18 protein-coding genes are annotated in these 16,906 nt (G+C 59.4%); 9 read left to right on the top strand and 9 right to left on the bottom strand.

The genetic code is table 11. The features are described from left to right. Nucleotides 1–56: 56 nt before the first annotated feature. The 4 genes from cyoE to KZ772_RS07325 are packed head-to-tail and all read right to left on the bottom strand — an operon-like array spanning nt 57 to nt 3,421. On the bottom strand, nt 57–968 hold the full coding sequence (gene cyoE / locus KZ772_RS07340) for a heme o synthase (protein ID WP_290539144.1): 912 nt from the start codon (nt 966–968) through the stop codon (nt 57–59). 2 nt (nt 969–970) lie between these two features. After that, the gene (locus tag KZ772_RS07335; RefSeq protein ID WP_290539143.1) at nt 971–2,041 is read right to left on the bottom strand and encodes a COX15/CtaA family protein; all 1,071 of its coding nucleotides are present in this window, start codon (nt 2,039–2,041) and stop codon (nt 971–973) included. A 13-nt stretch (nt 2,042–2,054) separates the two neighbouring features. Beyond that, the gene (locus KZ772_RS07330) at nt 2,055–2,669 is read right to left on the bottom strand and encodes a hypothetical protein (RefSeq protein WP_290539142.1); all 615 of its coding nucleotides are present in this window, start codon (nt 2,667–2,669) and stop codon (nt 2,055–2,057) included. Beyond that, nucleotides 2,669–3,421 carry an SURF1 family protein gene (locus KZ772_RS07325; RefSeq protein WP_290539141.1) on the bottom strand — a complete coding sequence of 251 codons (753 nt, stop codon included), beginning with the start codon at nt 3,419–3,421 and terminating at the stop codon, nt 2,669–2,671. Before KZ772_RS07325 ends, KZ772_RS07330 begins: the two co-directional genes overlap by 1 nt. Before the next feature lie 164 nt (nt 3,422–3,585). On the opposite strand from KZ772_RS07325, the gene KZ772_RS07320 reads away from it, so the two are divergent. After that, nucleotides 3,586–3,843 carry a twin transmembrane helix small protein gene (locus tag KZ772_RS07320; RefSeq protein WP_290539140.1) on the top strand — a complete coding sequence of 86 codons (258 nt, stop codon included), beginning with the start codon at nt 3,586–3,588 and terminating at the stop codon, nt 3,841–3,843. Nucleotides 3,844–4,305: 462 nt separating this feature from the next. Here the strand turns inward: KZ772_RS07320 and KZ772_RS07315 are convergent, their stop codons facing one another. Next, entirely contained in the window at nt 4,306–4,635 is a 330-nt protein-coding gene (locus KZ772_RS07315) for a DUF1820 family protein (protein ID WP_290539139.1), read from the bottom strand. A gap of 400 nt (nt 4,636–5,035) precedes the next feature. Between KZ772_RS07315 and coxB the strand changes: the two genes are divergently transcribed. Genes coxB through KZ772_RS07295 form a run of 4 tightly spaced genes read left to right on the top strand, consistent with a single transcriptional unit; the run spans nt 5,036 to nt 9,377 of the window. After that, on the top strand, nt 5,036–6,244 hold the full coding sequence (coxB, locus tag KZ772_RS07310; protein WP_290539138.1) for a cytochrome c oxidase subunit II: 1,209 nt from the start codon (nt 5,036–5,038) through the stop codon (nt 6,242–6,244). Between the two features lie 14 nt (nt 6,245–6,258). Beyond that, nucleotides 6,259–7,866 carry a cytochrome c oxidase subunit I gene (gene ctaD / locus KZ772_RS07305; RefSeq protein ID WP_290539137.1) on the top strand — a complete coding sequence of 536 codons (1,608 nt, stop codon included), beginning with the start codon at nt 6,259–6,261 and terminating at the stop codon, nt 7,864–7,866. A gap of 27 nt (nt 7,867–7,893) precedes the next feature. Beyond that, a complete protein-coding gene (locus tag KZ772_RS07300; RefSeq protein WP_290539136.1) occupies nt 7,894–8,469 on the top strand; it encodes a cytochrome c oxidase assembly protein in 576 nt (191 codons plus the stop codon). Between the two features lie 29 nt (nt 8,470–8,498). Next, complete coding sequence (locus KZ772_RS07295; protein WP_290539135.1) at nt 8,499–9,377, top strand: cytochrome c oxidase subunit 3; 879 nt, start codon at nt 8,499–8,501, stop codon at nt 9,375–9,377. A 226-nt stretch (nt 9,378–9,603) separates the two neighbouring features. On the opposite strand, the gene KZ772_RS07290 is transcribed toward KZ772_RS07295, so the two are convergent. The 4 genes from KZ772_RS07290 to KZ772_RS07275 form a co-directional block, all read right to left on the bottom strand. Continuing rightward, complete coding sequence (locus KZ772_RS07290; RefSeq protein WP_290539134.1) at nt 9,604–10,083, bottom strand: hypothetical protein; 480 nt, start codon at nt 10,081–10,083, stop codon at nt 9,604–9,606. Nucleotides 10,084–10,350: 267 nt separating this feature from the next. Further along, a complete protein-coding gene (locus KZ772_RS07285; protein WP_290539133.1) occupies nt 10,351–11,010 on the bottom strand; it encodes a dienelactone hydrolase family protein in 660 nt (219 codons plus the stop codon). Between the two features lie 120 nt (nt 11,011–11,130). After that, nucleotides 11,131–14,037, bottom strand: coding sequence for an RNA polymerase-associated protein RapA (gene rapA / locus KZ772_RS07280; protein ID WP_290539132.1), 2,907 nt, complete (start codon nt 14,035–14,037; stop codon nt 11,131–11,133). 64 nt (nt 14,038–14,101) lie between these two features. After that, nucleotides 14,102–14,887 carry a helix-turn-helix transcriptional regulator gene (locus KZ772_RS07275; RefSeq protein WP_290539131.1) on the bottom strand — a complete coding sequence of 262 codons (786 nt, stop codon included), beginning with the start codon at nt 14,885–14,887 and terminating at the stop codon, nt 14,102–14,104. A 146-nt stretch (nt 14,888–15,033) separates the two neighbouring features. Here KZ772_RS07275 and KZ772_RS07270 point away from each other — a divergent pair, with 146 nt between their 5' ends. From KZ772_RS07270 to KZ772_RS07255, 4 genes are all read left to right on the top strand, one after another. After that, entirely contained in the window at nt 15,034–15,420 is a 387-nt protein-coding gene (locus tag KZ772_RS07270) for a hypothetical protein (protein ID WP_290539130.1), read from the top strand. Between the two features lie 132 nt (nt 15,421–15,552). Continuing rightward, nucleotides 15,553–15,732: a hypothetical protein gene (locus KZ772_RS07265; RefSeq protein ID WP_063508469.1), complete on the top strand. Its 180-nt coding sequence runs from the start codon at nt 15,553–15,555 to the stop codon at nt 15,730–15,732. A 69-nt stretch (nt 15,733–15,801) separates the two neighbouring features. Continuing rightward, the gene (locus KZ772_RS07260) at nt 15,802–15,993 is read left to right on the top strand and encodes a DUF1272 domain-containing protein (RefSeq protein WP_290510023.1); all 192 of its coding nucleotides are present in this window, start codon (nt 15,802–15,804) and stop codon (nt 15,991–15,993) included. Further along, complete coding sequence (locus KZ772_RS07255; RefSeq protein WP_290539129.1) at nt 15,980–16,828, top strand: alpha/beta fold hydrolase; 849 nt, start codon at nt 15,980–15,982, stop codon at nt 16,826–16,828. Before KZ772_RS07260 ends, KZ772_RS07255 begins: the two co-directional genes overlap by 14 nt. Nucleotides 16,829–16,906 lie beyond the last annotated feature (78 nt).

Here is a 16,906-nt window from a genome sequence, read left to right as displayed (position 1 = left end):
AAAATCTGGCTCGCGCCAGTTATCAATTATCCACTCTCAATTATCAATTTGTCTTTTTACGCCCCCAGCCAACCGGCCACGGTCTGCGGTGTCACCGGCAGGTAGTGGTCGACCAGCAGTGCGGTAAACAGCGCAAACAGATAGGTAATGGAATAGCCAAAGGTTTTCATCGGCAGCTTGGGGTCGGTGGAAAACCGCAGCCGTACCGCGTGATACAGAAACACCAGCCCCAGAATCAGGGCGCTGAGCAGGTAAATCAGGTCACTCATGCCAGTCAGGTAGGGTAGCAGGGTGCAGATAAACAACAGGATGGTGTAATACAGCACTGACTCCCGGGTGAACGGGATGCCGTGGGTCACTGGCAGCATGGGGATATCTGCCTTGGCATACTCATCACGACGGTGAATGGCCAGTGCCCAGAAGTGTGGCGGCGTCCAGACGAAGATGATCAGCACCAGCAGCCAGGCGTAGGGATGCACCTCGCCGGTGACAGCGACCCAGCCCAGCAACGGCGGGATAGCGCCAGCGATACCGCCAATCACGATGTTTTGCGGCGTGGCCCGTTTCAGATAGAGCGTATAAATGAAAGCGTAGCCGACAAAGCCGAACAGGGTCAGCCAGGCGGTGATCGGGTTGACCAGGAAATACAGCATGATCATGGAGGCCGCCGCCAGTAGTACGGCGAAGGCAATGGCGGCTTTGGGGCTCAGCTTGCCGGCCACCAGTGGGCGCTTCTCGGTGCGCTTCATGATCGCATCGATTTTCTGGTCCATGATCTGGTTGATGGCCGCGGACGACATCATCGCCAGGGACAGCCCCAGGAATGCGGGAATAAAGATGTGCATGGGCACCATGCCAGCGGGCTCGGTGGCCAGAAACATGCCGGCCACGGCGGTCACCATCAGCAGCATGACAACCCCGGGTTTGGTCAGGGCCAGGTAGTCGCGCCAGGTGGCGGTTTGGCTCATGGTCACGCTCCTTGCGCTTTGGGTAGTGTGGACGGCGACGGTTGGCGCAGACCACATTTCACATTGATGGCGCGGATAAACAGTACCAGGCTGGCCAGTAGCAGTACGGCCACAAAATTATGGGCCACGGCCACGTCGAGGGGCACGGCAAACATCACATTACTCAGGCCCAGAGCAATTTGCACCACCAGCAAACCGAAGATCACCAGGGCGAAATTGCGGAAGAATACGCTGCGTGCACGAATCAGAATCTTGGCCACCAGCGCCAGTACCAGCAGTGTCACCAGCAGGGCTCCGAAGCGATGCATCACATGGATAGTGGTGCGGGCGTCGTTATCCAGCACGCCATATTCGTAGTCTGGTTTGTCGTGCTCGTGGCCCCAGAAAATAAAAGCCTCGTCGAAATCCAGGCGATCCTGCCAGCCTTCTTCACACACCGGCAGTTCGGTGCAGGCCACCGCCGCATAGTTGCTGGCGGTCCACCCGCCCAGGGCGATCTGCAGGATCACCGCCACCAGGGTGATGGAGGCAATCGGCTTGAGCATGCGCACGTCGCAATCATTGAGAAAGCTGGGCCAGCGGTACAGGCGGGCGGTGAGCAGCACCAGCAAGGTAAAGGTGGTAAAGCCGCCCAGCAGATGCAGCATGACAATGGTGGGCTGGAGGCCCATGGTCACCGTCCATTTGCCAAGAATGCCCTGGAAAATCACCAGCGCTACCAGAAACAGGGGTAGCTTGAGGGGCTGTTTTTCCTGTTTGCGGTTGATAAAGGAGAGGGCAGCAATGATCAGAATGACCAGCCCCAGGGTGGAGGCAAAATAGCGATGGACCATTTCCGGTACGGTCTTGTGCGCTTCGCGCAGGCTGCCTGGCATGGTCTCATTCGTGGTGTTGACATGATCGATGGCCTTGCGAACGTCCAGGTGGCCATAGCAGCCGGGCCAGTCGGGGCAACCCAGGCCTGCGTCGGAAAGGCGGGTCCAGGCCCCCAGAATAATCACTACAGCCACCATGAAGACGGCCAGTAAAGCGAGTCGGCGCAGCCAGATTTGTGAAGGAGTAAGCGCTTGCATAGATAGCGTTCCGTTAACCGATCAGAGACCCTTTCAGGGTGCGTTTGAGATCGACGCGGATGTTTTCCGCCTCTTCCAGGGTGGCATCCATGTTCTCGTGCGTGGGATAACGCATGAAGATCTGGCCGTCCGGGCTGACCAGGAAAATATCGCCAATCGGTTCGCCGGTGGTGCTTTCATACACCGGCGCCAGGGCGTTATTCACGGTTTGCGGTTCGGCATAGATCGATACCATGCCTTTCACGTTGTTGTTCAGGAATTCGTTGAGGGCGTCGCCCGCCGGAGCGGTATGCAAGATTACCCTTCGCACCCGGTCTACGTCTGCGCCGAGCGTCTGGCGTACCTGGCGCATCTGGTAATACAGGCCGTTTTTGCAGCGGGTATTACACTCTCTGCCAGCCACATAAAGGAGGGTCCACAGGCCGGCCATGTCGTCACCAGTATAGCCGTCGCCGTTTTCATCGACGGCTTTCAGGGTGGCCATGTCGATATGGGGAATCAGCAGCTGGCCCTTGTTTTCCCGGGGCAGTTCCCAGGGATCGATCAGGAAGCGGCCCGCCAGAAAGAACAGGACAAAAGGAGCAACGATCGCCGCCAGGGTGGCAATATTTTTGGTCCGTGGAGACATTAGGTGTCCTCTCGGGTTCTGCGCCGGTTGCGCACGGCGGCGGCAACATATATCAGCAGGGCGGCCAATGCCAGTGCAAACCACTGCAACGCATAAGCCTTGTGTTTGTCCGGGCCCATCGGGGCGATGTCCTGCCAGGGGCGTGGCAAGGGAGGTTGGCCGCCCAGAGCCAGATCCGGGCGCACCCGGATTTCGAAGGGCGCCAATTCTACCCCAAGTCTTTCGCCAATGGCGTCAAAATCCACTTTCTGTACCCGCAATGGCCACTGATTGTCGGGCAATGGGGCGTTCTGAAGCACAAATGTCTCCCGGGAGGGGCGGTACACCGTCCCTTCCACGCTAATTATCCCGCTGATGGTGGGGATCTCCGGCAACTGTTCCCGACGAGCTCCACGAGGCATCCAGCCCCGATTGATCAGTACCCAATGACCTTCAAGGGTTTGCAGCGGTGTCAGCAGGTGGTAGCCGGCCACGCCGTTACGGATACGGTTATCCAGCAGCACATTGTGGCCGTTATCCAGGTGGCCTGAGAGTGCTGCCTGGCGGTGCAAGGGGGCAGGATCGGCCAGCAGGGCGGAGAGGTCCGCAGCGGGTTGTCGGGCCTTTTCTTCCTGCGTAGCCAGCCATAGCCGCTTTTCCTCTGCCCGTTCCAGCTGCCACCAGCTCAGCCGCAGGCAAATGGCGACTACCGCCAGGGTGGCCAGAAAGGCGATCCAGGACAGAACCGGGCGCCGGTCCTTGTTGTTTGACATGATCTTTGCTCTCGCGGTTGCAGCATCCCTGTTGTGGGCGGCAACCAGAATATTGCGTGCACTGGCCGGGGTGGCCATTACAATGGCGGCACATTGTACATAGTAAAGCCTGCTTGCCGCCAAGCGCGGGTCAAGACCAGGGGCACTTGAGACGGAGTAAGCGTATGTGGTGGGTGAAGCTGATTGTCATCGTGCTGTTGATTGCGGCCGTAGTTTCGCTGGGGCGGGCCTTGTTCTCCCTGGTCAAGGACGATGGCAAGTCCGGCAAGACCATGCGTGCCCTGGCCTGGCGGGTCGGCTTTTCGGCGGTGATTTTCCTGTTCATTCTGCTGAGCATGATGATGGGCTGGATTCAGCCCCATGATGTGAATCCCACCAAGCGTTACGGCCAGCCCATCGAACAGACCGCACCGGTCGAATAATCCCTTCTATAAATAGAGGGGGTTGCTTGTAAAAGTCAGGTAAAAGCGTGCTCCAGCCACGAACTTCTGCCGCTTGCCGGCCTCTGACCTGCTGAACATGAGGTGAAGGGTCAGCGAAGGGATGGCCAGGGAGCAGGATGCGCTTCACCTCTCCCCCCGAATTGTCTGGAGGCTGCGTTATGGAATGGATGACCCGAGTTATGGTGGTTCTTTTCGTGCGGCTGCTGGCCCGCGCCGAGCAGGTGGCGCTGAATACTGGCGAGCCGCTGCGGGATTCGTTGAAATCCCGGGTTTGAGCCCGACCGCCATTTTTTTATCCGGCGATGGAACCTTTCTCGCCATCGCTGGACAAATCAGTTAAGCAAGACACGTTTTCTCCTCTTGTAACATCAGGCAACCCTCAGGGCGTTCAGCGAGACTGGCGCCCTTCTTTTTTGCCTGTTGTTTGTGGAGAGCACAGAGCTACTTCTTTGGTGCCGGTCCGGGGGGCATGGGAAAGGCGGTAATGTTGCCGCCGCTGGATTCCATGATCTTGCCGACCCCTTCCTTTTCCACCTCGTCGATGCGGATGACCGCATGCAGGGGAATAAAGGAACGCATCACGTCGTTGAATTCCCGCTTCAGCTTTTCCTCCCCCGGGTCTACCACCAGGCTGGCCCTTTCCCCGAACAGAAACTCCTCGACCTCGACAAACCCGTACAAGTCGCTTTGGTATATCTGCGAGGCATAGATCTCGTACACATGCCCCTGATTGTGGAATATCACCCGGTAGATTTGACGTCGTTTTGACATGGATGTGATACAAGCTGTGTGTGGTAAAGGGGAGCGGAGTCTAGCACGATGAGGAGGGCTCGTATCTGCCTGAAAGGCTTGATAAACCCTACCTTTCGGCTGGACTTTGCGGATGCGAATGACTAGAGTTGGCGCCCATATATGCAGTGGGGCAATTTGCCGCACCTGTGGCAATCTGGTGAAATCGACGGTGCTGATTTCTAGCCATTTGATTTTATTGGATTTTGCCACCCGTACGATCCCTATTGGTGGCCGCCCCCTTGGTCGCTGAGGTCTGCGGGACAAGGCGTTGGCTGCGGCTCCACGGCATCATCCTGAAACTTCGCTTTCCAGGTGCCGGTGACGGCAAAGAACAAGCGTGCCCTACGAGGCCATGCTGGGGAAAACAGGGAGCAAACGCATGCAGTCAACTCTGTTCCACCGCGCGGCGGTTGGTCTGACGTCACTGATGATCAGTGGTATGACCTTCGCCAGCGACTGGACCGAACGTTCCGAACTCGACCTGCGACCAGGGGTGACCCAGGTTAGTCAGGATATTCAAGATCTTCACACCACCGTGCTCTGGATTGTGACCGTCATCGGTCTGCTGGTGTTCGGCTTGATCGTGTACTCCATGATCCGCCACCGCCGCGCCAAGAACCCCAATCCGGCCACCTTCCACGAAAATGTCTTCCTGGAAGTCCTCTGGACTGTGATCCCCTTCGTGATTCTGATCGCCATGGCGGTGCCCGCCACCCGCGTTCTGGTTCAGATCGATGACAGCGCCGAGTCCGAGCTGACGGTCAAGGTTACCGGCTACCGCTGGAAGTGGAGCTACGAGTACCTGACCTACGAAGATGACAACGACATCGGTGTCTCTTTCTTCTCCAACCTGGCCACGCCGCCGGAGCAGTACAACAACCCGGTTCTGGCCGGCGGTCTGTTCCCCTATGGCACCGCGAAAGAGCTGGTTGGCAAAGAAGCTCCCGAAAAAGACCACAATTACCAGCTGGAAGTGGATAACAAGCTGGTCATCCCGTCAGGTCAGAAAGTCCGCTTCCTGGTGACCTCTGATGACGTGATCCACTCTTTCTGGATCCCGGATTTCGGTGGCAAGAAAGACGCTATCCCTGGCTTCGTCAATGAAATGTGGGCGAAAGTGCCGGAAGGCAAGGAAGGCACCTACTACGGTCAGTGTGCTGAACTGTGCGGCAAGAACCATGCCTTCATGCCGATCGCGGTGGAAGTGGTTAGCCAGGACGAGTTCAAGACCTGGATCGCTGAAGAGAAAGAAAAAGCGGCTTCCGGCCCGGATCTGACGCCGTTCACCGGCCTGGATCAGGCCATGGACGAAGGCAAGCAGGTTTATGCCAGCGCCTGTGCACTGTGTCACGGTGCCAATGGCGAGGGCGGCATTGGTCTGCCGTTTGCAGGTACCGACTTCGCAACCAAGCCGGAGCACCTGAACGAACATATCGATGTGCTGGTTAATGGCCGTGCTGCCATGCCCGCATTCAAGGCTCAGTTGACCCCGCGCCAGATTGCGGCGGTGGTCACCTACGAGCGTAACGCTTTCGGCAACGACACCGGCGATCTGATCCAGCCCGCCGACGTTAACGACCACGAATAAGGGAGGGGATAGCAATGTCTACTGCAGCTGCAACCCATGATGATCACCACGATCATCACCACGCCCCGACCGGCCTGAAACGTTGGCTGTTCAGCACCAACCACAAAGATATCGGTACTCTGTACCTGTGGTTCAGCTTTGCCATGTTCCTCGCTGGCGGCTTCATGGCCATGGTGATCCGTGCCGAGCTGCTTGAGCCCGGCATGCAGTTTGTCGATCCGGAATTCTTCAACCAGATGACCACCGTGCACGGTCTGGTCATGGTGTTTGGTGCGGTGATGCCCGCCACGGTTGGCCTGGCCAACTGGATGATTCCGCTGATGATCGGCGCGCCGGATATGGCGCTGCCGCGGATGAATAACTGGTCCTTCTGGATCCTGCCCTTCGCCTTCGCGATCCTGATCGGTTCCGTGATCATGAGTGCGTTCGGCGATGGCAACCCCAGCGCGCCGAACTTCGGCTGGACCTTCTACGCACCGCTGTCCACCAAATATGGCCCGGATTCCACGGACCTGTTCATCCTGTCCGTTCACATGATGGGTATCTCTTCCATTATGGGTGCCATCAACGTGGTCGTTACCGTCTTCAACATGCGTGCCCCGGGCATGACCCTGATGAAGATGCCGCTGTTCGTCTGGACCTGGCTGATCACCGCCTTCCTGCTGATCGCGGTCATCCCGGTACTGGCCGGTGCGGTTACCATGATGCTCACTGACCGTCACTTCGGCACCAGCTTCTTTGATGCTGCCGGCGGCGGTGACCCGGTACTGTTCCAGCACGTGTTCTGGTTCTTCGGGCATCCCGAGGTGTACATCATGATCCTGCCGAGCTTCGGTATCGTGTCAGCGATCATCCCGGCCTTTGCCCGCAAGCCGCTGTTCGGTTACGCCTCCATGGTGTACGCCACCGCGTCCATTGCGTTGCTGTCCTTCGTGGTATGGGCTCACCACATGTTCACCGTGGGCATGCCGCTGGCCGGCACCCTGTTCTTCATGTACATGACCATGCTGATCTCCGTACCCACGGGTGTGAAGGTGTTCAACTGGGTGGCCACCATGTGGCGCGGCTCCATGAGCTTCGAGCTGCCGATGAAGTGGGCCATCGCCTTCGTGGTGCTGTTTACCTGTGGCGGTCTGTCCGGCCTGATGCTGGCGATCACTCCGGTGGACTTCCAGTACCATGACACCTACTTCGTTGTGGCTCACTTCCACTACGTGCTGGTGACCGGCGCCATCTTCTCCATCTTCGCTGCTGCCTACTACTGGCTGCCGAAGTGGTCCGGCGTGATGCCCAACAAGACCCTGGGTGAGCTGCACTTCTGGAACTCCCTGATTTCCGCCAACCTGCTGTTCTTCCCCATGCACTTCGTGGGTCTGGCCGGCATGCCGCGTCGTTACGCTGACTACGCGCTGCAGTTTGCGGACTACAACTTCTGGATTTCCATTGGTGGCTTCTGGTTCGGTCTGTCCCAGCTGTTGTTCCTGGCGGTGGCTGTGCTGTGCGCCATGAAGAAAGGCGAAAAAGCAGCGGCCAAGCCGTGGGATGGGGCCGAAGGTCTGGAATGGGAAGTGCCGTCTCCGGCGCCGTTCCACACCTACGACACCCCGCCGGTGGTCAAGTAAGTCCCGATAACGGACAGGAGCGGCACCATGAGCGAAAAACAGCTCAGCGTGGAAGAACGCAACAAGCGTACGCTGAAGAAGCTGTTGATCTGGGCAGTGGCCATGTTTGGCTTCGCCTTCCTCATGGTGCCGTTCTATAACGTTATCTGTGACATCACCGGTCTCAACGGCAAGACATCCAGTACGGCCGCCACCGAAGCTCCCGAACAAGTGGTGGCGGATCGTACCGTGACAGTGGAATTCATTACCCAGAAAGGCGACGGTATCAGCGGTGAATTCACCTCTGAGACCAAGCGGGTCAAGGTGCATCCGGGGGAGATTACCCTGGTACATTTTTACGCCACCAACCCGGGCTCAACGGACATGATTACCCAGAGCATCCCCTCCGTAACGCCGGGGGAAGCTGCGCGCTACCTGCACAAGACCCAGTGCTTCTGCTTCGACCAGCAGACCCTGGCCGCCGGAGAGCGCAAGGACATGCCGATGATTTTCTATCTGGACCCGGAAATTCCGCGTCACATAAACCAATTCACTCTGTCCTATACGATCTTCGATGTGACAGAGCGGGTCGCCGGTAAAAACAACAGCGTGGCTGTGAACTGATAACAGCCGGTTGTAGAGGAGATTTTCGAATGGCTACTGACAAGTATTACGTTCCCGAGAGCAGCCCCTGGCCGCTAACCGCGTCCATTGGCCTGTTCATGACCGCCATTGGCGGTGCCAAGTTCATCCAGCAGAGCACCATGGATACCATGGAGCCGAATTTCTTCGGCAAGCCGCTGTTCTTCATTGGCCTGACATGGTTGCTGCTGGTGATTGCCGCCTGGTGGCGCGATACCATCAAGGAATCCGTGGGCGGTCTGCACAGCAATCAGCTGGGCGGTTCCTACCGTCAGGGCATGCTGTGGTTCATTTTTTCCGAGGTGATGTTCTTTGCCGCCTTCTTCGGCGCCATGTTCTACACCCGCTGGTTGATTATCCCGTGGCTGTCCGGGGAAGGCTCCAACGCCATGACCCACGAGCTGCTGTGGCCGGGTTTCCAGGCCATGTGGCCGCTGACTGTCACCCCTGACGGCACCACCACCACGCCCATGGGCGCCTGGGGTCTGCCGGCCATCAACACCGCCATCCTGCTGGTCAGCTCCATCACCCTGACCATTGCTCACCATGCCCTGCTGGAAAACCAGCGCGGCAAGCTGATCATTTTCCAGGCCATCACCGTGGTGCTGGGTGCTATCTTCCTGGGCCTGCAGGGTCTGGAATATGTGCACGCCTACGACATGGGTCTGACCTTGGATGCGGGTATCTACGGCAGCCTGTTCTTCCTGCTCACCGGCTTCCACGGTGCCCACGTGACCATCGGTACCATCTTCCTGTTGATCACCCTGATCCGCGTGATCAAGGGTCACTTCAGCCCGGATAACTGCTTTGCCTGGGAAGCGGGTGCCTGGTACTGGCACTTCGTGGACGTGGTATGGCTGTTCCTGTTTGTGACCGTTTACTGGTTGTAAGCAGCCCGCAGCACGCTACACGCTGAAGGCAATAAAAAAGCCGTGCTCCGAAAGGGGCGCGGCTTTTTTTTGAGTTTCAAGTTGCAAGCTTCAAGCGACAAGGTGCGGTCGATGCAGCGCCAACATCAGAAGCCGTGCCCGCGTTTCCGGTCTCGGCGCTGGGCCCAAGCCTTGGAAAGGCACAGGCTTTCTTTCACGTTGCGACTTGAAACTTGTCTCTTGCAGCTCAACGAATCCCGAACACATCAATGATGGTCTGGGTGGCATCCATGATTCTCACCACCTCATTGTCGATGACCACATCGGTGACCCCATCAATACGGCGGATATCGTCGTACACCGGCAGGCGCTGTCCTTGGTAGTAGAGGTTGTCGGGTAGCGTGCGGCCAACCTGGAGTTTCTTCTGCCAGCCCGGAGGAAGCTGGCCGCCGCGGGCCACTTTCTTTTGCAGACCTGGCGGCAGGGACTGGTAATCCCTGTTGCTCAGATGGCGGCGCAGAGCGTCACGTTCACGGTCGCTATAGCGATAGTCGCGGTAATCCCGGTGGCGGTCATCACGGCGGTATTCCCGCTCGTGGTTTTCCTGTTGCTGCCCCGCCGGGCCTTTCCCCTTGCCGGCCCAGGCGGGTGGTTGCGCAAGGCTGGCGAGGGGCAAGCTCAGTGCGGTGCCCAGCAGTAACAGCTTGGGTAGTGTCGTTATTTTCATCACAATTCCTCACTTATACGACAGGCTTCTTTCTATCAGACAACAACATGCGGCTTTTTACTGTGACAGGCGTTGTTTGAAGCGTAAAACGTCGTAACACGGGGCGTCTGCGAGTTATGGCTGTAGTGAAAGGAGAGGTGCAAGAAAACGCACTTTTGGGGAGGGGGGGCGAACGGTAGGCGTATCGTTTTACTGCAGGATCGTCACCCCCGTAGTCGCCTTGCTCGCAAGGCGACTACGGGGGTGACGATCCTGCAGTGGTGAGGATCAGGCCTGAAGCACCTTGCTCAGCCATTGCCCAATATCCCGAATCTGCTCCAGGCAGACCATATGCTCCATGGGGTAGGTGAGGTACTCCGGTGCGTAACCCAGGCTGGTCAGGGTGTCTACTGCCCGGCGGCCGAGAACTTCCGGCACCATGGGATCCTGGCTGCCGTGGCAGACCAATACCGGCAGGGATGCATTGGCGGTAGAGGGGGTGACCGGCATGGCCATATAGGTAGACAGGGTCAGCAGCCCGGCCAGCTGTTGCGGGTATCGCAGCGCGGCCTGATAGGCCACGGCGCCACCCTGGGAGAAGCCGGCGATGACGATCCGGTGGGCGGGAATACCACGCTGAATCTCCCGTTCGATCAGGGCATCCACGGCATCCGCAGATGCCAGCACCCCGGCCTCGTCCACCTTGCGGTCGATATCCATGGCGAGAATGTCGTACCAGGCAGGCATCACCATGCCACCGTTGACGGTGACGGGAATCTCGGGTGCATGGGGGAACACAAAGCGCACATCCAGCCCGGCAGGCAATTGCAGCTCGGGTACGATGGGCTCGAAATCATGGCCGCTGGCGCCCAGGCCATGCAGCCAGATCACGGTAGCCGTGGCGTCACCTGCCGGCTCGATTTCCACACACTTCAACAGTTCGCTCATGCTTTGTCCTTGTCGTTTCCCTCGCCGGCAAGGCGAGAGGGGTCATGGGGGCAGGGCTGGACCTTTTGGCCCTTCGCCTTGCGAGCAAGGCTCCAACGGCCAGGTTTGTGATGGCGTCCTTTATGCACCGCCGGCCACAATCACGCGCACCGCTTCCAGCTGGCAGCGGGCTTCGCCGAGCACTTTTTCCAAGGCTTCAGTCTGGGCTTCCAGGGCCTGGATTTCCTCGTCGCGCACCGCCGGATTCTTGGCTTGTAGCGCCTTCAGTCGAGCGATTTCATGGCCCTGTTCCTGGCGCATTTTTTCCAGTGCCTGGTCGATGGTGCCACGGGCTTCTTCGGCGGCGCGGGCTTCATCAGCCTTGAGCAGTTTGTCCAGCAGCGGTTTCTGGCTCCCAACGATCTTGCGGCTCAGCGGCTTGTCCATCTTGTGGCATTGCTGGCTCAGGCCCTCGTGGCTGATCGCCTGGCTGATGTTCTTGCCGTTGGCATCCAACAGATGACGGATCACCGTGGTAGGCAGGAAGCGGTCCGCCTGCAGGTACTTGGGCGCCACTGCGTCGATGGTGTAGATGGCCTCGATCAGCATGGTGCCGGCATTGATCTTGGGGTTTTTCAGCAGGCTCACGGCGGCCTTGCCGCGGTGTTCGGTGAGCAGCATTTCCAGGCTGCCGGTGACCATGGGGTGTTCCCAGGTGAGGAACTGCATGTCATCCCGGGCCAGGGCGGTGGCCCGGTCGTCAGTCATGGTCACGCCTTCCTCCGGCAGACCCGGGAAGGCATCGCGCATGTGCGGGCCGGGCTTAAGGATCACCGCGGTATCGGAGTGGTCTTCCTGATCCACGCCGTAGCGATCGAACACCCGCTGCATGAAGGGCAGGGGGCTGTCCTTGTCGCTGTCGGCGAGGGCCTGTTTCAGCTGTTCTGCCCGCTCGCTGTCGAAGGAGCTCAGCTCCAGCAGCCGGTCACGACCGGTTTCCATCAGGGTATGCAGCTCATCGGCAATGGTACGGGTTTCCGCAACCAGGGCATCAATGGCGGTGTATTCCGGGTCGCCGCACAGCAGCGGTTCCAGGGCATCGCGGCTGCGCAGGTAGATGTCGTGGCCAGCCGGGTTGGTGTGCTCAAAGGCATTCATGCCTTCGTGGTACCAGCGGAACAGGACTTCCTGGGCGTGGGCCTCGAAGTAGGGCACATGGATCTGGATGTCCTCGGTCTGGCCGATACGGTCCAGGCGACCGATGCGCTGTTCCAGCAGGTCGGGGTTCAGCGGCAGGTCCAGCAGCACCAGATGATGGGCAAACTGGAAATTACGGCCTTCGGAGCCGATCTCCGAACAGATCAGTGCCTGGGCGCCATCCACATCATCGGCGAAGAAGGCGGCAGCCCGGTCCCGCTCGATCAGGTCCATATCCTCATGGAACATGGCCACGTTCATGCCCAGCTTGTAGTTACAGTGGGCATGCAGATCGGTGGCAGTATGGCGGTTGGCGCAGATCACCAGCACCTTTTCCTTGCGGTGCTGCTTGAAGAACTGTTCCAGCCAGTTCACCCGTGGGTCCAGGGTGCACCAGCGGTCATCGTGGAACAGGGTTTCCGGGTGCAGGTGGCCTTCCCGCTCTTCGTCGCTGTCGTAGTGGTACTCCTCCGGCAGTGGCAGCGGAATACCATGCACGTGGCGAGCCGGGAAGCCGGCAATATTGTGGCGGGTGTTACGGAACATAACCCGGCCTGGGCCGGAGCGGTCCAGCAGTTCGGCCAGGATGGCCTCGCGCTGGTCTTCGCTGATGGTCATGTCCGGCAGCAGGCGGGCAGCTTCGGCTTTCAGGTCCGCAGACCAATCGGTTTCGTCATGGAGCTTGCCGGCCAGGCTGGCGATTTCCTGGTAGTGAGACTGTTCCTCGCGGAAGGCGTCCAGGCTCGGGTAGCGATCCGGGTCCAGCAGGCGCAGGCGCGCATAGTGGCTTTCCAGGCCGAGCTGTTCTGGAGTAGCGGTGAGCAGCAGCAGGCCACGGGCCTGGCGGGCAATGGTCTCCACCCGCTGGTAGTCGTCGCTAGGAGCATCCGGCGCCCATTCCAGATGGTGGGCTTCATCTACCACCAGCAGATCCCAGTCGGCAGCCGCCAGCTGGTCGATATCGCACTCGGCGAGAAAATCGGTGCTGCAAAGGATCAGCTGTTCACTGAGGAAGGGGTTGTCCCAGGTTTGCTCTTGCGTATCGGCGGCTGCTTCGTCGTTTCCGCTTTCCGCGGACGCTTTTTCCTCTTCAATAATCTGCGCCAGCATGTCCTTGATGCTGGTTTGCGGCTGCAAGGCATTAAGCCGCTCCGCATCGAAAATGGAAAAGTGCAGGTTGAAACGGCGCACCATTTCCACAAACCACTGGTGCACCAGCGGCGAGGGCACCACCACCAGCACTCGCTTGGCGCGGCCACTGAGTAATTGCTGGTGGAGAATCAGGCCGGCTTCGATGGTCTTGCCCAGGCCCACTTCGTCGGCCAATAGAACACGGGGGGCAAAGCGATTGGCCACTTGGTCGGCGATGTAAAGCTGGTGGCCAATCAGGTCCATGCGCGGGCCACGCAGCCCCTTGATGGTGGACTGCTGTTGCTGGCAGTGAGCGTTCAGCGCATCCACGCGCAGTTCAAACCAGCGGTTGGAGGACAGCTGGTTGGACAGCAGCCGGTCCATGGCCGTGGTCAGGCGCAGTTTGTGGCCCAGATGGGTTTCCGGCACCGGCTGTATATCTTCCGGCTGGCCCAGCGGGTGGGCCATGTAGACCTTGAGGCCGTTGAGCTCGTTGACCTCGGTCACCACCAGCTCCAGCTCGTCGGCGGTGCGGATGGTGTCGCCGGTGCTGAAGATGACCCGCGACAGGGGCGCATTGTTGATGGCGTAGGTGCGTTCCTCTTCTACCGCCGGGTAGCCCACGGTGACCAGTCGGTAATCCAATTCCTTGATGATGCCGAGGCCCAGTTCGGTTTCGGATTCGCTCAGCCAGCGCTGGCCGGGGGTAAAATCAGTCATTATCACTGCCGGTTGATTCTCGGGGGGCGAATTATACGGGTTTGCGCCTGCCCCTTCGATGGGGTTATTGAATCTGCTTGCGAAACCAGCGGCGGGTGGCGTCATCGGCGGGGAAAAAGTGCTCGATACGTAGCTCTTCCATCACCACATCCAGGGCCGTGCCGAAGCTGGCGAGGGTGGAGAAACTGCGCAGGCGCTGGCCGGCCAGGGCGATCTCCAGGGCCAGCATGGGCTCGCTGTGGTCCCCCGGCGGCACCTTGTGGAGCAGGGAATCCACATCCGCCAGTTCACCCAGGCGTTCCAGCAGGCGGGCAAGGCCCGGATCCGGGCGAGCCTGATGGTCCCGATGGAGACGTCGCAACAGAAAGCTCGCCACTTCTTCCCAGTTGACCAGGAACGGCCGGTAACCCTGGGGGTGAAACACCAGCTCCACCACATTGGCAGTCTGCGGGAAGGGACCACGCTCCTGCATCATCATGGCCATCAGCTGTTGCTGGGCCTGATTGGCCATCAACACATTCCAGTGGGCATCCAGCACCACGGCAGGGAAAGGGTTGTGATTGACCAGCATGACCTCCAGCGCCTGGCGCACCGGAGCCATGGATTCGCTGTCCAGATCGGTTTCGCTGAAGGCCGGGGCATAACCGGCGGACAGCAGCAGCCGATTGGTGTCCCGGCAGCTCAACTCCAGCTCCATGGCCAGACGTTTGAGCATCTGCGAGCTGGCCTGACTACGGCCGGTTTCGATAAAACTCAGATGGCGGCTGGAGACGTCCGCACGCAGGGCCAGATCCAGCTGGCTCAGGCGCCGTGTCTTGCGGAGTTCAGCGAGTATCTGTCCGGTTTGCATGGGCTCTCCTGGAGCGGGGTTGTCCGAGTTTCGGGTAAGCATGAAAGAGGGTGGCAGGCTTCACCATTACCTTTGAGGTAATTGTTCCTCTTCCCTGATCAGCGGACTCTGACCTGAATCTATCCTAACCAACCCGGAGGTGCATCATGCCCTGGACGTCTCTCAAAACTGCCCTGCTGTTCAATGCCGTCTTTTCTGCTGTCTGTGGAGGGCTGCTGTTGCTGTTCCCCAGCGCGGTGGCAGCCCTGATGGGTGATTTCAACCCGCTGATCCTGATGGTGCTGGGCGCTGGCCTGATGCTGTTTGCCGTCGATGTGGCCTGGGTGGCCACCCGCAATCCAATCTCCCAGCTGTTGGCGAAAATGATTACCACGGCGGATGTCGCCTGGGTGCTGGCCACGCCGGTGGTCATGATCGTGGCGGCTCCCTGGCTGTCCGTCTGGGGGCAGGTGTTGCTGCTGGATGTGGCCTTGCTGGTGGCGTTCTGTGCGCTGTGCCAGTGGCGCGGGCTGCAACGTCAACAACTGGCCTGAGCCGTTGCCGGGGCCAGGCAAGGGCTCCGGCTTCTTTGCCAAGGAAGAGACATCTCTCGCCATGGGCTGTTGACGCGTGGAACGAAAAATTACGCTATCCTCGGTGGATCATTGCGACGATGTACTGTGGTCATGGGCGATATTCTGCCGTTCAAGAAACCGGAAAAGAAAACCCCGCGCAAAGGCATGTGCCAGCATGGCTTTCATAAATGGGTGGTGTGCAAGGACAAGCAGTTCGATGTGAAGCAGGGAAAGCTGGTGACGGTGTACCGCTGCGAACGCTGCGGCAAACAGAAAGTGAAGGCCCACTAGCTGCGTGTTGAGGAGCCCGTTTCACGCTGAACATGCAACGGGCTCTTCAACAGCCTGCAAGGACACTCCATGCTGAAAATGAAAACACAGTGCGAGACCTGCCAGCGGCCCTTGCCGGCCCGGGCAGAAGCGTACATCTGTTCCTACGAATGCACTTACTGCGTGGATTGCTGCACTGTCCATGGCAGCCGTTGCCCCAATTGCCAGGGGGAACTGGTGCGCCGTCCCCGTCGCCAGGAGGCCAGCAATGAAGGCGGCTGAATCCGTCTCCCTTTCCGCCGGTGCGGGTTATTCGCTTCCCCTGCAATGGTTTGCCGCCGAGTCTCCCTCGGCCACGGTGGTGATGATGGCGGCGCTGGGTATGGGGGCGCGGTTCTATCAGCCGCTGGCCGTGGCCTTGCAGGAGAAGGGCATCAATGTGGCTTTGCTGGAGCAGCGTGGCCATGGTGACAGCGCCTGGCGGGCATCACGCCGTTGTGACTGGGGTTTTCGCGAACCGCTGGTGGATGAAATTCCCGCCACACTGGAATGGCTGAAGACAATCGCGCCAACCCAGCCGGTTTACCTGATGGGGCATTCCCTGGGCGGGCATTACGCCGCCATGGCGGCGGGGTTGTATCCGACGCAGGTGGACGGGGTGATCCTGGCGGCTTGCGGCAGCCCCTGGGTAGGCGGCTTCAGCGGCAAAATCGCGCGACAGCTAAAATTGCTCTGCAAGCTGATTCCCCCGGCCTGTGCGTTGCTGGGCTATTACCCCGGCAAACAGCTGGGCTTCGGCGGTCGGGAAGCCCGTACCCTGATGACAGACTGGCTGGCCGTGGCCAAGACCAACCGTTATCAGGCCAGTGGCCTGAGCGAGGATCTGGATAGTGGCATCGCCGCCTACACCGGTCCGGTGTTGTGCCTGCGCATGCAGGATGATGCCTTCGCGCCCCGGGAATCGGTGCACGCGGTCAGTGACAAATTCATTCAGGCCGAGGTGGAACATCGCGTCTTCAATGCCCAGGTGCTGGGCGACCAGGCGGACCACTTCCGCTGGGCGCGCAAACCTGAAGCGGTTGTGCAGAGCATAGTGACCTGGCTGGATCATCTCTGAAAATAGTAATGCCAGGGCCTTGCGGGAGGGCCCCTCTCCCTGGAAGGGAGAGGGGGAGAGGCTCCAGGGCTGGCTTAT

The organism is Alcanivorax sp., assembly GCF_019431375.1.
Lineage (GTDB): Bacteria > Pseudomonadota > Gammaproteobacteria > Pseudomonadales > Alcanivoracaceae > Alcanivorax > Alcanivorax jadensis_A.
Note: the sequence above shows the minus strand (reverse complement) of the source record. Positions and strands in the feature narration are given on the sequence as shown.

What these genes read in the sequence shown, in the direction of transcription:
- cyoE (WP_290539144.1), bottom strand. Translation starts at nt 968, where the DNA reads ATGAGCCAAACCGCCACCTGGCGCGACTACCTGGCCCTGACCAAACCC.
- KZ772_RS07335 (WP_290539143.1), bottom strand. Translation starts at nt 2,041, where the DNA reads ATGCAAGCGCTTACTCCTTCACAAATCTGGCTGCGCCGACTCGCTTTA.
- KZ772_RS07330 (WP_290539142.1), bottom strand. Translation starts at nt 2,669, where the DNA reads ATGTCTCCACGGACCAAAAATATTGCCACCCTGGCGGCGATCGTTGCT.
- KZ772_RS07325 (WP_290539141.1), bottom strand. Translation starts at nt 3,421, where the DNA reads ATGTCAAACAACAAGGACCGGCGCCCGGTTCTGTCCTGGATCGCCTTT.
- KZ772_RS07320 (WP_290539140.1), top strand. Translation starts at nt 3,586, where the DNA reads ATGTGGTGGGTGAAGCTGATTGTCATCGTGCTGTTGATTGCGGCCGTA.
- KZ772_RS07315 (WP_290539139.1), bottom strand. Translation starts at nt 4,635, where the DNA reads ATGTCAAAACGACGTCAAATCTACCGGGTGATATTCCACAATCAGGGG.
- coxB (WP_290539138.1), top strand. Translation starts at nt 5,036, where the DNA reads ATGCAGTCAACTCTGTTCCACCGCGCGGCGGTTGGTCTGACGTCACTG.
- ctaD (WP_290539137.1), top strand. Translation starts at nt 6,259, where the DNA reads ATGTCTACTGCAGCTGCAACCCATGATGATCACCACGATCATCACCAC.
- KZ772_RS07300 (WP_290539136.1), top strand. Translation starts at nt 7,894, where the DNA reads ATGAGCGAAAAACAGCTCAGCGTGGAAGAACGCAACAAGCGTACGCTG.
- KZ772_RS07295 (WP_290539135.1), top strand. Translation starts at nt 8,499, where the DNA reads ATGGCTACTGACAAGTATTACGTTCCCGAGAGCAGCCCCTGGCCGCTA.
- KZ772_RS07290 (WP_290539134.1), bottom strand. Translation starts at nt 10,083, where the DNA reads ATGAAAATAACGACACTACCCAAGCTGTTACTGCTGGGCACCGCACTG.
- KZ772_RS07285 (WP_290539133.1), bottom strand. Translation starts at nt 11,010, where the DNA reads ATGAGCGAACTGTTGAAGTGTGTGGAAATCGAGCCGGCAGGTGACGCC.
- rapA (WP_290539132.1), bottom strand. Translation starts at nt 14,037, where the DNA reads ATGACTGATTTTACCCCCGGCCAGCGCTGGCTGAGCGAATCCGAAACC.
- KZ772_RS07275 (WP_290539131.1), bottom strand. Translation starts at nt 14,887, where the DNA reads ATGCAAACCGGACAGATACTCGCTGAACTCCGCAAGACACGGCGCCTG.
- KZ772_RS07270 (WP_290539130.1), top strand. Translation starts at nt 15,034, where the DNA reads ATGCCCTGGACGTCTCTCAAAACTGCCCTGCTGTTCAATGCCGTCTTT.
- KZ772_RS07265 (WP_063508469.1), top strand. Translation starts at nt 15,553, where the DNA reads ATGGGCGATATTCTGCCGTTCAAGAAACCGGAAAAGAAAACCCCGCGC.
- KZ772_RS07260 (WP_290510023.1), top strand. Translation starts at nt 15,802, where the DNA reads ATGCTGAAAATGAAAACACAGTGCGAGACCTGCCAGCGGCCCTTGCCG.
- KZ772_RS07255 (WP_290539129.1), top strand. Translation starts at nt 15,980, where the DNA reads ATGAAGGCGGCTGAATCCGTCTCCCTTTCCGCCGGTGCGGGTTATTCG.